Annotated in this window: 14 protein-coding genes; 9 read left to right on the top strand and 5 right to left on the bottom strand. The window is 67.1% G+C overall.

What is annotated here, in order from left to right; genetic code table 11:
• Nucleotide 1: 1 nt before the first annotated feature.
• Nucleotides 2–1,183 carry a hypothetical protein gene (locus tag OYT95_RS08115; RefSeq protein ID WP_128639372.1) on the bottom strand — a complete coding sequence of 394 codons (1,182 nt, stop codon included), beginning with the start codon at nucleotides 1,181–1,183 and terminating at the stop codon, nucleotides 2–4.
• Between the two features lie 57 nt (nucleotides 1,184–1,240).
• Between OYT95_RS08115 and OYT95_RS08120 the strand changes: the two genes are divergently transcribed.
• The 7 genes from OYT95_RS08120 (at nucleotide 1,241) to OYT95_RS08150 (ending at nucleotide 8,466) form a co-directional block, all read left to right on the top strand.
• Nucleotides 1,241–2,326: a hypothetical protein gene (locus OYT95_RS08120; RefSeq protein ID WP_128639373.1), complete on the top strand. Its 1,086-nt coding sequence runs from the start codon at nucleotides 1,241–1,243 to the stop codon at nucleotides 2,324–2,326.
• Nucleotides 2,327–2,595: 269 nt separating this feature from the next.
• On the top strand, nucleotides 2,596–3,555 hold the full coding sequence (locus OYT95_RS08125) for a carbohydrate ABC transporter permease (RefSeq protein WP_268791156.1): 960 nt from the start codon (nucleotides 2,596–2,598) through the stop codon (nucleotides 3,553–3,555).
• A gap of 5 nt (nucleotides 3,556–3,560) precedes the next feature.
• Nucleotides 3,561–4,442: a carbohydrate ABC transporter permease gene (locus tag OYT95_RS08130; protein ID WP_037243858.1), complete on the top strand. Its 882-nt coding sequence runs from the start codon at nucleotides 3,561–3,563 to the stop codon at nucleotides 4,440–4,442.
• Nucleotides 4,443–4,468: 26 nt separating this feature from the next.
• A complete protein-coding gene (locus OYT95_RS08135; RefSeq protein ID WP_037243855.1) occupies nucleotides 4,469–5,791 on the top strand; it encodes an ABC transporter substrate-binding protein in 1,323 nt (440 codons plus the stop codon).
• 27 nt (nucleotides 5,792–5,818) lie between these two features.
• Nucleotides 5,819–6,979, top strand: coding sequence for an enolase C-terminal domain-like protein (locus OYT95_RS08140; protein WP_037243853.1), 1,161 nt, complete (start codon nucleotides 5,819–5,821; stop codon nucleotides 6,977–6,979).
• Nucleotides 6,980–7,051: 72 nt separating this feature from the next.
• Nucleotides 7,052–7,849 carry an IclR family transcriptional regulator gene (locus OYT95_RS08145; protein ID WP_052033786.1) on the top strand — a complete coding sequence of 266 codons (798 nt, stop codon included), beginning with the start codon at nucleotides 7,052–7,054 and terminating at the stop codon, nucleotides 7,847–7,849.
• 110 nt (nucleotides 7,850–7,959) lie between these two features.
• The gene (locus OYT95_RS08150) at nucleotides 7,960–8,466 is read left to right on the top strand and encodes a hypothetical protein (RefSeq protein WP_037243851.1); all 507 of its coding nucleotides are present in this window, start codon (nucleotides 7,960–7,962) and stop codon (nucleotides 8,464–8,466) included.
• 19 nt (nucleotides 8,467–8,485) lie between these two features.
• On the opposite strand, the gene OYT95_RS08155 is transcribed toward OYT95_RS08150, so the two are convergent.
• Genes OYT95_RS08155 through OYT95_RS08165 form a run of 3 tightly spaced genes read right to left on the bottom strand, consistent with a single transcriptional unit; the run spans nucleotide 8,486 to nucleotide 10,127 of the window.
• Entirely contained in the window at nucleotides 8,486–9,163 is a 678-nt protein-coding gene (locus OYT95_RS08155; RefSeq protein ID WP_005238757.1) for a pyridoxine/pyridoxamine 5'-phosphate oxidase, read from the bottom strand.
• 28 nt (nucleotides 9,164–9,191) lie between these two features.
• Entirely contained in the window at nucleotides 9,192–9,605 is a 414-nt protein-coding gene (locus OYT95_RS08160) for a VOC family protein (protein ID WP_005238756.1), read from the bottom strand.
• Nucleotides 9,606–9,650: 45 nt separating this feature from the next.
• A complete protein-coding gene (locus OYT95_RS08165; RefSeq protein ID WP_009478940.1) occupies nucleotides 9,651–10,127 on the bottom strand; it encodes a nuclear transport factor 2 family protein in 477 nt (158 codons plus the stop codon).
• Between the two features lie 428 nt (nucleotides 10,128–10,555).
• On the opposite strand from OYT95_RS08165, the gene OYT95_RS08170 reads away from it, so the two are divergent.
• Entirely contained in the window at nucleotides 10,556–12,052 is a 1,497-nt protein-coding gene (locus OYT95_RS08170; protein WP_268791157.1) for an acetyl-CoA acetyltransferase, read from the top strand.
• 10 nt (nucleotides 12,053–12,062) lie between these two features.
• Here OYT95_RS08170 and OYT95_RS08175 read toward each other — a convergent pair whose 3' ends face one another.
• The gene (locus OYT95_RS08175) at nucleotides 12,063–12,623 is read right to left on the bottom strand and encodes a PadR family transcriptional regulator (protein ID WP_128639384.1); all 561 of its coding nucleotides are present in this window, start codon (nucleotides 12,621–12,623) and stop codon (nucleotides 12,063–12,065) included.
• Between the two features lie 52 nt (nucleotides 12,624–12,675).
• On the opposite strand from OYT95_RS08175, the gene OYT95_RS08180 reads away from it, so the two are divergent.
• Nucleotides 12,676–13,854 carry an FAD-dependent oxidoreductase gene (locus OYT95_RS08180; RefSeq protein ID WP_128639386.1) on the top strand — a complete coding sequence of 393 codons (1,179 nt, stop codon included), beginning with the start codon at nucleotides 12,676–12,678 and terminating at the stop codon, nucleotides 13,852–13,854.
• Nucleotides 13,855–13,865 lie beyond the last annotated feature (11 nt).

Here is a 13,865-nt window from a genome sequence, read left to right on the forward strand (position 1 = left end):
GTCAGAGGGAGTGGTCGCCGACGATGCGCCCCAATGCGTCGAGTTGCACCTTGTTGACCAACCCGAGGTGATAGAGGTGCAGCTCGTTGGCTCCGGCCGCGACCGTGGCCGCGACATGACCGCTCACGTCGTCGAGATTCTTCGGCGGCAACACCGACACGTAAGCGCCGACGTCGACGGTCTCTCCGACGATCGCCCGGGTGTCCTTCGTGACGGCGACGGTTTCGGCCGTCCCCGGCCAGGCCGAGACGAGCACGGCGTCGACGTCTCCCGAAGCAGCCGAGGTCAGCGCGGGCGACGGCCCGGTCTTCCAGGGGTTCGGGTGGCAGTGCAGCGTGACGCGGGCCGACGGGATCTCCGCACGTACGGCGCCGAGCACCGCACCCCGGAGCGCATCGGCGTCCGCGTGGCGCACGGACAGCACCGCGTCGGCCTCCGCCTCGCCGAGGACGTCGGTGATCGCGGCGTCCGCAGCGAGCGTCCCCATGGCCAGCGCGTCCACGCCGGAACGCAGCTTCGCGGTCATCTTGTCCGGATCGACGCCCCGCTCCGCCCACAGTGCGCGTTCCCGTTCGGTGCAGCTGATCGACATCAACGTGTCGCCGATTCCCGGAAATGCGCCGTCCGTCTTCTCGTGCGGGCCGACGTGGGCGATCCCCAGCTGTCCGCATGCTTCGATCGACACCCCGTGCAGGTCGACACCGCGGACCGACTCCGCCGCCAGGGTGCGGGCGTAGCGGACGATGTCCGGATGCCCGGGCGCGAGCGCGTACGGGTAGCGGTCTCCGAAGCAATTGACGACGGTGACGTCGGGATGCGCGTGCCCCAGAATTGTGCTGTGGGACAGAACGATCCATGCGTTCACGCGGATGCCCGCGTCGATCAGGATGCGAGCCGCATCGGCGAACGCATCCTCGGATCCGCCCCACGTCGCCGCCCGGGCCGTGACCGGGTGTCCGTCCCACGCCGCAGGCCGGATGGGGCGGTACAGCGCGGCGTGATGCGCGTCGACCACCTTGTGGGCCGGATGCAACGGGGTTGCCGCGCGGGTCGAGTGATAGCTGGCGGCGAGCGAGATCTCGGCGACCCCGAGCGTGCGCGCTCGGTCGACGAAGTGCGGATCACCGAGCACGTCCCACGGATACGCGTGCGCGACGATGCGGTCGACTGTTCTTCCGGACATGCGGGTCCCCTCAAACGGTTCGAGTACAGAGTTCGATAGACAAGACGGAGTTCACACATGGGAACACACCTTTCGGCCGGCTGTCCACGACCGACCCCGGCGGACGCGCGTCGCGACGCCGTTCGCGAGGTCCTCGGCGTGACGGACGAACCCACGGTGGGCACACCCGACGTGCGATACGGCAGGTCGTGGAGTCGACACGGTGTCGCAGGCCGCGAACTCACCTGGGCCGCCGGCGACGACGGTCCGGACACCGCGGGCTGGCTCCTGCGCCCCGACCACCCGGGCGAGACCACGGCTCGTCCGGCCGTGCTGCTCATGCACGCGCACGACGGCGTGAAGTTCTACGGCAAGGACAAGGTGGCGGACGGTCCCGACGGAGTCCCACCGGGCATTCGCGAACTCCGGACCCGCGGTTATGACGGCAGGGCAGTCGCGACTGCGCTCGTGCACGCGGGCTTCGTGGTACTCGTCCACGACGTGTTTCCGTGGGGTAGCCGGCGCGTGCCCTGGCCGGAACTACCGGACCGGGCCACAGCAGCCGGATACGCCGCATTCCCACCCGGTCCGGACACTCCCGGGATCCGTCGGAGCCGATACGACGCGGCCGCCCGCGAGCACGAACACGGCCTTGCCAAAGCCGCCGCCCTGACCGGCACCTCACTGGCCGGCAAGGTCGTCGCCGAGGACCTTCGGGCGCTGAACGTGCTCCTCACGACGGACTGCGTCGATCCGAACAGGGTCGCGGCCGCGGGATTCTCGGGCGGCGGCGCTCGTGTCGCACACCTGCTGGCGTGTTCGACACGCCTGCGAGCGGGGGTGATCACCGCGATGATGAGCACTTTCGCGGATGTCGCGGACGGCAGGGCAGACGATACGACGTGGCTGATGATCACTCCGGGCCTGCCGGCCGTGTGCGACTGGCCCGAGATCGCCGCGTGCCATGCGCCGCGGCCGCTGCTGGTTCAGTTCGCGCTGGACGACTCCCATTTCGGCCGGCAGGGGATGCGTGACTCCGAGGCCGTGCTGCGGCGCGGGTACGACGGGTCCGAGGCGCTCACCACGCAGTGGTTCGCAGGCGGACACCGGTTTTCGGCACAAATGCAGGTCGAGGCCGCCGAGTGGCTCGTCCGCAATGCCTAGGCGGTCACCCTTGACAGACCTTGTGACTGCCGTCATAGTGAGTTCGACAATTCACATAGAGGACGTGAGTTCACATACATGAACGTGACGCGCAATGGCCGCCACGGGAACCCCTGACACACACCGAGTGCCCCGGGCAGGCCGAAGACCGCGTCGTTCCCCTCGCTTTCCACGCTGACGAGCCACCCCCGTGATCTCGCCTCAGCAGCAGTAGCCACAATCCCCTGACCCGCCGGCGCGACCGGCACCGAAACTTCGGAGCGTGCACCATGGTCACCACCACCTCCCCCCGGCCAGGAGGGCAGTCCGCGCCGGCGGCGCCGGCCTCTCCCGGTCGAACCCGTCGCAGACCGGCCTGGCGCAGAGCCTCTGCCCCCTACATCCTGATCGCACCGGTGGTCATCCTGCTGGCCGTCTTCATCTTCTACCCGGTCGGCAGCGTCTTCTACTACAGCCTGCAGTACTACAACCCGACGACGCCGTGGGACAACGGCTTCGCCGGCCTGGACAACTTCCGGCTGATGTTCGCCGACTCCCTCTTCTGGACCAGCCTGGTCACCACCGCGAAGTGGGTCGGATTTCAGGTCGTGTTCCAGTTGATCCTCGGACTCGGACTGGCCTTGCTGGTCAACGAGGTGTTCCGGGGCCGCGGCCTGGCCCGCGCTCTCGTGTTCTCCCCCTGGGCGGTGTCCGGCGTTCTCACCACCGGCATCTGGCTGCTCATCTACAACCCGTCGACCGGCCTCTTCAAGCTTCTCGCAAACATGGGAATCGGCGACGGCACGGCCGCTCCCATCGCCGATCCGGACACCGCGTTCTGGGCGACGGGCGTCGCGGAGCTGTGGCGCGGGGTGCCGTTCTTCGCCATCCTCATCCTGGCCGAACTGCAGAGCGCTCCCAAGGACCTCTACGAGGCCGCCAACGTCGACGGCGCCAACCGCTGGCAGCGGTTCCGCTTCGTCACCCTTCCGCACCTGAAGGCCGTCATCATCTTGTCGACGCTGCTGCGCGGTGTGTGGGAGTTCAACAACGTCGATCTGCTGTACACCCTCACGGCGGGTGGCCCGGCCGACGTCACCACCACACTGCCGCTGTACGTCTCACAGCTCGCAACCACTGCCCAGGACTTCGGATACGGCTCGGCGCTCACCACGGTCGCATTCGTGATCCTGCTGTTCTGCTCGATCCTCTACTTGCGCCTGAGCAAGTTCAACAGTGAGAAGGTCTGACCGTCGTGACCACCACCACCGATCGTCCCGCCGTTGCGCTGTCCGAGCCGGACACCACCGGGAAGCTGCGCGTACACAAGACGAAGCCGCGCTTGTTCAGCGTCGGACTGCCGCTCGCGCTGTACCTGCTGTTCACCCTCGTCCCCTTCTACTGGATGATCGTGTTCGCCTTCCGGCCCGCCGGATCGAATTCGATGCTCCCCTGGCCCATCACGTTCGAGCACTTCGACACCGTGTGGAACACCCTCGGCTTCAGCTTCTTCTTCAAGAACAGCCTCATCGTTGCCGCGTTGTCGCTCGTCCTGACCACGTTCGTCGCACTGGCCACCGGATATGCGTTGGCCCGCTTCAAATTTCGCGCCAAGATCCCGTTGGTGATGGCGCTGCTCTGCAGCCAGTTCGTGCCCGGCGCCATGCTGCTCATCCCCCTGTTCCAGGTGTTCCGCGAGATGAACCTCGTCAACAATCTGACCGGCCTCATCATCGCCGACACCGTGTTCCAGCTTCCACTCGCCGCCATGCTGATGGCAGGTTTCATCGCGCAGATTCCGGTAGAACTGGAAGAGGCCGCGATGGTCGACGGCTGCTCACGCCTGCGCGCGTTCCGCATCATCATGCTGCCGCTGCTGCGGCCCGGCCTGATCGCCGTCGGATCGTTCGCCTTCATCGGCAGCTGGAACAACTTCCTGTTCGGCCTGATGTTCATCAGCAGCCAGGAGAAGTTCACCCTGCCGGTCGGGCTCAGCTACACCATCGGCTCCTACAACGTCGACTTCGGAGTTCTCGCCGCCGGCGGTCTGATCGCCGCGGTGCCGGTCGTCGCCGTCTTCGCCGTCATCCAGAAGTACCTCGTCCAGGGCCTGAGCGCCGGCGCGGTCAAGGGCTGATCATGACTTTCGAAAAGAGGACCCCCATGAACCGGCGAACGCTCCTGCGTACCACCCTGGTAGGCGCGGCGGCCACGCTCGTGCTCGCCTCCTGCAGTTCCGAAACCTCACTTCCCGACGGCGCCCTCGGCGACCCGAACAACGCCCGGCTCACCTTCTGGGACAACAACGCCGGTCCGGACCGCACTCCGCTGTACGAGGAGCTCATCCGGCGATTCGAGACCGCCAACCCCGGCATCGACATCGAATACGTGGGCCTGCCGTCGGACAGCGCCCAGCAGAAGTACCAGACCGCGCTCGCCGGCGGTTCGGCACCCGATCTCGGGATCGTCTCGACCGCCTACCTCGCCCCGCTCGTCGCCCAGAACGCCGTCATCTCACTCGACGACTTCGTGGCGGCGTCACCGCAGCACGACGAATACGACGCCGGAATTCTCGAGTCGGCGCGTGAATCCGGCGGTGGCGAGCACCTGTACGGTCTCCCCTACACCAGCAACAACGCCACCCTCTGGTACCGCGCCGACTGGTTCGCCGAAGCCGGGATCGAACCCCCCGACACCTACGACGAGTTCTACCAAGCCGCACAGACTCTGACCGACAAGGACGACGGCCGTTACGGATTCACGATTCGCGGCGGGGCCGGATCGATCTACCCACTGTTGCAGTACATGTTCGCCAGCACCGGAGTCGAGAGCTTCTTCGAAGACGGCGAATCGACGCTGAACCGTCCCGAGATGGTCGACGCCATCGAACGCTTCGCAGCGCTCTACGACGTCGACACCCCGACCGCCGACGTCAACAACGGCTTCCCGCAGATGGTCGCGAGCTTCGGCGGCGGCTCGGTGGCCATGATGCAGCACAACCTCGGCTCGCTGAGCAACCACGAGAAGGCTCTCGGCGACAAGGCCGGAGCTGTGGCGCTGCCGCGCAACGAGGACGGAAAGCGTACCGTCATGACGGACCCGTTCCCGTCGTACACCGTGTTCAAGAGCAGCCGGCATCAGGCCGCGGCGTGGAAGTTCGTCGAGTTCATGACATCCCAGGAATCGCAGGCGTACTGGAACGAGCGCGTCGGACAGATCCCGGTGAACAAGACTGCGCGCTCGGCTCCCGAGTTCGCGAACATGCAGTCGGTGCAGGCTGCGCTCGCGGCACTGGACGACCCGGAAACCGTACTGGTCACGCCTCCGGACTACCTCCCCGACTTCGGGAAGATCGTTCAGGTGCAGATGCTCGGTCAGTGGCAGAAGGTGCTCATCGGGCAGCTCAGCGCACAGGATTTCGCCGACGACTTCGCCGAGAAACTCGATCGCTCCATGGCCAAGTACATCGCCCGCCAGGGCAAGTAGAAGATTTCGAACAGGAAGCGAATCATCATGTCCAGCGTGATCACAGAAGTCGCCGTGCAGGTTTTCAAGACCGAGGCACGCACCTCGGTCGACTCGTACGGTCATCGCCATCCCGGCCCGTCCGTGCCTTCGACGGGGGCGCTCCTGCGGATCACCGACTCCGACGGCGTCAGCGGTTACGTTCTGGGCAAGCCGAACTACCTTCGGCAGGATCAGGTGGAGCAGCACTTCCGGCCTGTCCTGATCGGCGCCGATCCGCTGGCACGCGAGGCGATGGACAAGAAGTTCGCGATCCGTCAGCGCACACGGGCGGTCGAACTTCCCGAGCACAGCTGCAGCTACCTGGACCAGGCATTGTGGGACCTGGTGGGCAACAAGTTCGACACGCCGGTGTGGAAGCTGCTCGGCGGTGCGCGCACCGAGATCAAGGCGTATGCCAGCACCATGTGCGGCGACGACATCGAAGGCGGCCTGGCCACCCCGGAGGATTACGCGAACTTCGCGGTCGCGCTGAAGAGGCGGGGCTACCAGGGCATCAAGCTGCACACGTGGATGCCTCCGCTACCGGGCTCCCCGAGCCTGACCCGGGACATCGACGCGTGTGCCGCGGTGCGTGATGCCGTCGGCGAGAACTTCTCGCTGATGCTCGACGGGTACCACTGGTACTCGCGCACCGACGCTCTGAAGCTCGGTCGCGAGCTGGACCGGCTGAAGTTCGATTGGTTCGAGGAGCCGATGGACGAGTTCTCGCTGCGCTCGTACAAGTGGCTCGCCGACCAGATCGACACCCCGGTGATCGGACCCGAGACCACCCCGGGCCGGCATCGATCTCGTGCCGACTGGATTGCGAACGACGCGTGCGACATCCTGCGCGTCGGGGCCATGAACGGTGGTGGCATCACACCGGCCTTGAAGACGATGCACATGGCCGAGGGCTTCGGACTCGAGTGCGAGATCCACGGCAACGGCGCCCCCAACCTCGCACTCGTGGGAGCGGGCAACAACGTCCAGTGGTACGAGCGCGGCCTGCTGCACCCGCACGTCGATTACGACTGGGTGCCGCCGCATCTGAAGTCCATCGTCGACCCCGTCGACGAGAACGGCATGGTGGCGATGCCGCAGAGACCGGGCCTCGGCGAGGACATCGATCTCGAGTACATCGCGGCCAACCTCGTCGCGGAGTACTGAGTGCGCCGCGTCGCCGGCACCGAACACGGGTCAGTAGGTGATATCGCGTTCAGAATGAGAGATAGTGTCTTCATGGTGACAGAAGACATGCGTGGGGCAGCGCCGGAATCCCAACCGGTCAAATCTGCCGAGCGCACCATCCACATCCTCGAGACGCTCGCCGCATCACCGACCCGGATGAGCCTCGGCGAATTGCAGGAAGCGTGCAAGTATCCGCGCTCGAGCCTGCACGCTCTCCTGCGCACGCTCAAGGATCTGCGGTGGATCGAAGCCGACGAGTCGGGGTCGCGCTACGGCATCGGCACCCATGCCCTGCTCGCAGGCACGTCGTACCTCGACAAGGACTCGGTCGTCTCGAGGGCAGCAGCAGTGCTCGAGGCGCTCCGGTCGGAGGTCAGTCACACCGTCCACTTCGCGCGGCGCGACGAGGCCAGCGTCATCTACCTCGCGAGCCGCGGATCGAAGGTCGAGGTTCGGCGCATGCACCGCGTCGGCCGCAAACTGCCGTGCCACGTCACCGCGCTCGGGCAGGCCCTGCTCGCCGAGCTCACGACCAGCGAGGTCCGGCAGATGCTGCCCGCGAAACTCGAACGCTTCACCGAGAACACCATCGTCGACGTCGACGACCTCGTCGCCGAACTCGGCGAGGTGCGCAACCGTGGGTGGGCCCTGGAACGAGAACAGGGGACGGTCGGCGTGGTGTGCATTGCCACCGTCGTGCCCTACCGCATCCCCGCCACCGACGCCCTCAGCGTGTCCATGCCCGCCGAGGTCGCGTCGTACCCGGGTGAGCTGGAGCGGATCGCCGGCGTGCTCACGAAGCACGCGTCCGCCTGGGCCCGGGAGTTGAGGGCCGAGGGGGTTCGGTGAGCCGTCGAGGTGTGCGGCCCGCCGGACCCTCCTGGTAGCTTTCAGGTCGAATCGAGCACACTGACGGGCTTTGCGCGGTACCCGTTTGGCCACGAGCAGGAAGCGACACGATGGAGAACGGCATTTCCCCCAACGGATCGGGCAGCAACGGCTCCGCCGGAACGAGCTCGGCGACGGACTCCCCTTTCGCTGAACCGAGCACCGGCGGGCTGACCGGCAGCAACGGCAACGGCAAGTCCACGACCAGCTCCGCCGAGACGTTCACCTTCCCGCTGCCGACGCGCAGCTCGGGCTCACACAGCACCGAGGAGCCGGCCGAGGCGTCCGACGCGACGGCGTCGCCCGAGTCTCGTGGACGCACCGTCATGCGACGCAACGCGATGGGAGTGGCAGCCGTGCGAGTCGCGGGCCGTCTTGCACACACCGAACTGCTCGAGGAGCACCTCGCGTCGGCGAGCAGTCACTCCGCCGATCCCACCGTGGACGCCGACGAACTGCTGGAGCTACTCGGCGAGTACCTCGTCGCAGCCGGGTTCGAGCGCCCCGAGATCCATGCGAAGCTGAACGGCCAGTCGATCGTCGTCGACCTGCGCTCGCCGTCCGCGACCGCGCGCTGACCCCCGCCGCCGGGCGCGGTCAGGGCCACAGCACCTCGCGGATCCACTTTTCGGACTCGCGGCGGTAGAGCTGGCGCACATGCCTGCGCCCGGCATCCGCCTGCCAGAACTCGACACTGTCGGGGACGATGCACCATGCCCGCCAGGTTCCCGACACGAAGTCGGGGTCGGCGTCGATGCGGGCCACCGCCGCCGCGACGGCACGTTCGTATTCGGTGGGATCGTCCAGGACCTCGCTCTGCCGGCTGGCGGCGGCCACGGCCCTGGCGGTCACCGACCGTTCGCGGAAGTCGCGGGCGGAGAGTGCCGGATCGCCTTCGACGACGGACCCCCGCACCCTCACCTGCCTGCCCTGTTCTCGCCAGTAGAACGACAGTGCCGCAACGGCATTCGCGGCCAGCTCACGACCCTTCGGCGAGCGAGTGTCACCCGAGAACCAGAAACCCTGCTCCGTGACGTCCTTGAGGAGCAGGAAACGCGCGTCCGGATTGCCTTCGGCATCGACGGTCGACAGCGCAGCCGCGTGCGGTTCCGGAACTCCGGCCGCTGCGGCCTGCGTGATCCAGTCGAGAAACAGTGTGGTCGGCGCATCCGGAAGCGTGTCGACGGGCGGAGGTGTCTCGCCGCCGAGTGCGGGCAGGGCGCGAATCCATGCGCGGGTGTCCGGAAACGACGAACGGTCGGGTGTGGTCGGCATGTGCCGACAGTAGCCGCGGCCCGGACCTTCAGGCCGACGCGGCCGGATCCGTCGGCCCCACCAGCATCCAGCGGTGACCGAACGGATCGATGAGTGTCGCGTTGCGGTGTCCGTGACCTTCCGAGATCCACCGTTCGACCTTGCCGCCCGCGTCGCGGGCCCCCACCAGGACGGCATCGGGGTCGTCGACGGACAACATCAGGCTCACGGACGTCGAACCGGATTCCGGCGCGGTCAGGCCCATCTCGGGGAACTCCTCGGCGAGATAGATCATGCCGGTCGGCAACCGCAGTTCCGCATGACCGACCCGGCCGTCGTCCATGACGATCGGCTCACCGACCACCTCGGCGCCGAACACCTTGGAATACCACTCGATGGCCTCGACACCCCGCCGCACCGTCAGGTACGGCAGCGCGCCGGGAACGGGGACGTCCGGAGCCATCGTCACCTCCCAGTGTCCGTGTGGGTCGGTTCCCAGTGTGCTCCCTCAGGCGGACGCCGGAGGTTGCAACATCGCCCACTTGTTGGAGGTGAGCCGGAAACTCGGGAAATCGGAGAGCGCCGCAACCGATTCCCAGGTGCGTTCGTAGCCGGTGTGCGTGATCCGCCAGTTCCCGTCGGGGCACCGAAGATAACGATCGTGATAATAGGCAGAGCCGCGCAACAGCATGCCGTCCTCGGGAATCAGCGTGGTGTCCGCGAGAAACCACACCCCTACCGCGGTGTCACCGGTGACGGTGATCTCGGGCTGGCCGCACTGATGCTCCGTGATGACGTGGGTCCCGAGAGTGTTCTCGAGGAAGGACACGAATGAGTCACGGGAATCGAACGTGAGGTATTCGCTGTACGTCGCCGTGACGTCCGGAACCATCGTGTCGGCGAACTCCACCCACGACTTCGTGTCGAGAGCACGTGAGTAACGGTGCTTGAGCTGCTCGATCTGTTTGATTGCTTCGAGATCCATGACCCCCGCCTCCTGTGCAGCGAACATGCAAGCCCTGGACTGCAGATTAGTCGGATAATCTGCAGGTTCGCCTTGGTTTCCCCCGTTTTGCCCGGATCATGCATATTCAGGCCGTGATCCGGGACACGAAAAGGTTACGAAATGACTGCATGGCCTGCGCAACAGCACGCCACTCACACTACCTTAGGCTAGCCTCACCTGATGACTGCCCGGGCCTGCGCACTTCCGCCGGCCCGAGGACTCCACACCCCAGCCCACCGTCGTCCGAATTCACCTGCTGCACAGTACTTTTTGATATCCGGCCGATCTCCGCCGGGCCGAAGGACCCGAAAGACCGGACGCCGGACGAGATTGCTGTGACCCCGAATCCACAGGTATCTCGTCCGGCGCTATCGTGACGCTGACGTGGTCACGCGAGAGGGGAATCCATGGATCCGAGCCGCATACCGGTGATCGTCGGAGTCGGCGACATCCGCTCCGGCCGCGCAGGCGATCCGGCCGCCCCGCGTGAACCGCTCGACCTGATCACGGAGGCCGCGCGTGCCGCTCTCGCCGACAGCGGCTCCGCGCACCTCGGCTCCCGGATCGACGCAATCCATGCGGTGAAGACCGTCAGCTGGTCGTACGACGACCTCCCCGGACTGCTGGCCGCCCGGCTGAATCTGCCGTCGCCACGATCGAGCACCTCCCCGATCGGCGGCCACTGGCCCGCCGCGCTCCTCGACCGCGTCGGTGACGACATCGCCGCGGGCCGGTCGGCAGCAGTGCTCCTCGTCGGCGGTGAGTCGCAGGCGACCATGACGGGGCTCCGGAAGTCGGGCACCGATCCGGCGTCACTGGGCTGGACGTCGGCGCCGGGCGGTCCTCCCGCCTTCGATCCGGCGGATCTCGGTAGTCCCGCGATGCAGCGGGCCGGCCTGATCGTTCCGACCCGGGTGTACCCGTTGTTCGAGAACCGGGTGGCGCACGAATCGGGTCTGGGCCCCGACGAGTCTCTGTCGGAGTCGGCCCGGATGTATTCGGCCTTCTCCGAACTGGCGGCGAAGAACCCGGCGTCGTGGACGTCCGAGGTGTATTCCGCCGAGGAGATCGCCACGGTGAGTCCGGGCAATCGGATGGTGTGCGAGCCGTACCCGTTGATGCTCAACGCCATGCCGTTCGTCGATCAGGCCGCCGCGGTGCTGGTGTGCTCCCTGGCGGTCGCTCGGGACCACGGCGTTCCGGACGACCGCACGGTGTACCTGTGGGGCGGCGCGGGAGCCACCGATCCCGTGGACGTACTGAGCCGCAACGGTTTCGGCACGTCCGCGGCGATGACGGACGCTGTGCACCGGGCACTGTCGCGGGCCTCGATCGACGCCTCGGCGCTCGACATCGTCGACGCGTACAGCTGCTTCCCGGTGGTGCCGAAGCTACTGGTCCGCACGCTCGGCCTGCCCGCAAGCACCGTGCCGAGCGTGACGGGCGGTCACTCCTTCTTCGGTGGTCCTCTCAACAGTTACACGCTGCACTCGATCGCCGAGGTCACCCGCCGACTGCGGGAGGGCGCGGGACCGGCCCTGGTCCACGGCAACGGCGGCTATCTGACGTACCAGCACGTCGTGGTGCTGGCGGGCGCCCCGCATCCGGGCGGCTACGTCGGCGATCCGGAGCCGGCGCAACTCTCGTCGGAGGCGCCGGAACTCGTCACCGGCTACGACGGGCAAGCCGACATCGTCACCTCCACGGTGGAGTACGGCCGGGACGGCGCCCCGGCGACCGGCTTCGTCGTCGCCCACACCCCCGACGGCAGGCGTCTCGCCGGACATACCGGCCCCGAGGAGGCGGTCGCGCTGTCCGCGTTCGCACAGACCCCGGCGCGGTCGGCGATCGGGAGGTCCGTGCACGTCACGGACCGCGACGGAGTCCTGTCGGTGCGGTTCTGACGGGCCGGCCCTACCAGCGCAGTTCGCCCGCCGCGACGTCGTCGGCCAGCGAGCGGACGTAGTCGAGTTCGGCGAGCAGGACCGCCCGCCGGTACTCGTCCTCGACGACGAACAGTCGCGGAAGAAACGTCCCGGCCTCGGCGAGGCCGGCGTCGAGCCCGGCCAGTTGCTGTTCGAGCACGGTGATCCGCGAACGCAGGGCACCGAGCGCGTCGTCGGAGCCGAGACTCGGCAGGAATGCCAGCGCGGCCGGAAATTCCGGGAACTCGCGGGCCGGCTCCGCGACCATCCCCCGCAGCCACTGCGTCAACGTCGTCGCGCCCGTTCCGGTGAGCCGGTACGTCGTGCGTTCGGGGCGATTCTCGGCCCGTTCCGTCGACTCGACCTCGATCAATCCGTCGCGCAGCAGGCGTTCGATCGTCTGGTACACACTGTTGCGCTGCGCGACGTTGACGACCTCGTCCTTGTGCCGCTCCTTGATCAGTTGCTGCATGCGGTAGGCGTGCATCGGCCCTTCCGACAGCATCGACAGCACGGCCATCGCCAGCACGGATCTACGAGGTGAAGACATTCGTCGAGCATATCCGCAGATGCGAGTTGGTCATTCTATGTATAGTCACATTATGACTATCACCGTTTCGATCATCGGAGGAGGCATCGCCGGCCCGGTCACGGCGATGGCCATGCAACGGGCCGGCCTCGACCCCGTGGTGTACGAAGCGCACGATCACGGCGCGGACGGCGTGGGCGCATTCCTGACCCTCGCGACCAACGGCCTGGAGGGACTGCACTTACTGGATCTCGATCGTCAGGTCGCCGGACTCGGGATGGACACCCGCAGAATGCGGATCGTCAGCGGAACCGGGAAACAGCTGGCCGAATTCGACAACGGAGGCCTCACCTCCTTCGGCACGCCGTCCCAGACGTTGCGCCGCGCCGACCTCTACCGCACCCTGCGCGACGAGGCAGTGCGACGGGGCGTACGCATCGAGTACGGCAAGCAACTCCGGGACGCCCGCCTGGACGGGGATCGAGTCCACGCCGACTTCACGGACGGCACGACGGCCGAAGGCGATCTGCTCGTCGGGGCCGACGGGCTCCGGTCGCGCACCCGGTCCGTCCTCGACCCGCACGCACCCGACCCCCGGTATCTCGGCCTCCTCAACACCGGCGGATTCGCGACCGGTCTCGCCCTGGACGGCGAACCCGGCGCGGCCCACTTCCTCTTCGGCAAGCGGTGCTTCTTCGGCTATCTCATCCATCCGAGCGGTGACGTCTGGTGGTTCGCCAACCCCGGGCGCCGCACGGAACCGTCGACCGAGGAACTCGCCTCGATCACGCCGGAGCAGCAGCGCGCCGAACTGACCGAGCTGTTCTCCCGTGACGCCGGACCGGCCCTGCAGATCATCGACGCCACCGAGCACATCATCCGGAGCTGGAGCACCTACGACCTTCCGACCGTGCCGACGTGGCGCAACGAGCGGATGGTGATCATCGGGGACGCGGCGCACGCCACGTCACCGTCGTCCGGGCAGGGGGCGTCCATGGCGATCGAGGACGCCGTCGTGCTCGCGCGATGCCTGCGCGAACACCCGGACACCGCCGGCGCCCTCGCAGCGTACGAGACCGCCCGCCGCACCCGGGTCGAGCGAATCGTCGCCCAGGGCAAGCGAAACGGCAGCGGCAAGGCACCCGGACCCATCGGGCGCGTGATCCGCGACCTGACCCTGCCGACCGTCATGCGGATGGTCGGCCGCCGCGACAGTCTGCGCTGGATGTACGACTACCGGATCGAGTGGTGACCGGGCGGGGT

The organism is Rhodococcus sp. JS3073, assembly GCF_026810085.1.
Taxonomy (GTDB): Bacteria; Actinomycetota; Actinomycetes; order Mycobacteriales; family Mycobacteriaceae; genus Rhodococcus_F; species Rhodococcus_F wratislaviensis.

Coding starts and splice junctions, on each gene's coding strand:
- OYT95_RS08175 (WP_128639384.1), bottom strand. CDS start 12,623: ATGTCTTCACCTCGTAGATCCGTGCTGGCGATGGCCGTGCTGTCGATG.
- OYT95_RS08115 (WP_128639372.1), bottom strand. CDS start 1,183: ATGTCCGGAAGAACAGTCGACCGCATCGTCGCGCACGCGTATCCGTGG.
- OYT95_RS08170 (WP_268791157.1), top strand. CDS start 10,556: ATGGATCCGAGCCGCATACCGGTGATCGTCGGAGTCGGCGACATCCGC.
- OYT95_RS08120 (WP_128639373.1), top strand. CDS start 1,241: ATGGGAACACACCTTTCGGCCGGCTGTCCACGACCGACCCCGGCGGAC.
- OYT95_RS08150 (WP_037243851.1), top strand. CDS start 7,960: ATGGAGAACGGCATTTCCCCCAACGGATCGGGCAGCAACGGCTCCGCC.
- OYT95_RS08165 (WP_009478940.1), bottom strand. CDS start 10,127: ATGGATCTCGAAGCAATCAAACAGATCGAGCAGCTCAAGCACCGTTAC.
- OYT95_RS08135 (WP_037243855.1), top strand. CDS start 4,469: ATGAACCGGCGAACGCTCCTGCGTACCACCCTGGTAGGCGCGGCGGCC.
- OYT95_RS08125 (WP_268791156.1), top strand. CDS start 2,596: ATGGTCACCACCACCTCCCCCCGGCCAGGAGGGCAGTCCGCGCCGGCG.
- OYT95_RS08155 (WP_005238757.1), bottom strand. CDS start 9,163: ATGCCGACCACACCCGACCGTTCGTCGTTTCCGGACACCCGCGCATGG.
- OYT95_RS08160 (WP_005238756.1), bottom strand. CDS start 9,605: ATGGCTCCGGACGTCCCCGTTCCCGGCGCGCTGCCGTACCTGACGGTG.
- OYT95_RS08145 (WP_052033786.1), top strand. CDS start 7,052: ATGGTGACAGAAGACATGCGTGGGGCAGCGCCGGAATCCCAACCGGTC.
- OYT95_RS08140 (WP_037243853.1), top strand. CDS start 5,819: ATGTCCAGCGTGATCACAGAAGTCGCCGTGCAGGTTTTCAAGACCGAG.
- OYT95_RS08180 (WP_128639386.1), top strand. CDS start 12,676: ATGACTATCACCGTTTCGATCATCGGAGGAGGCATCGCCGGCCCGGTC.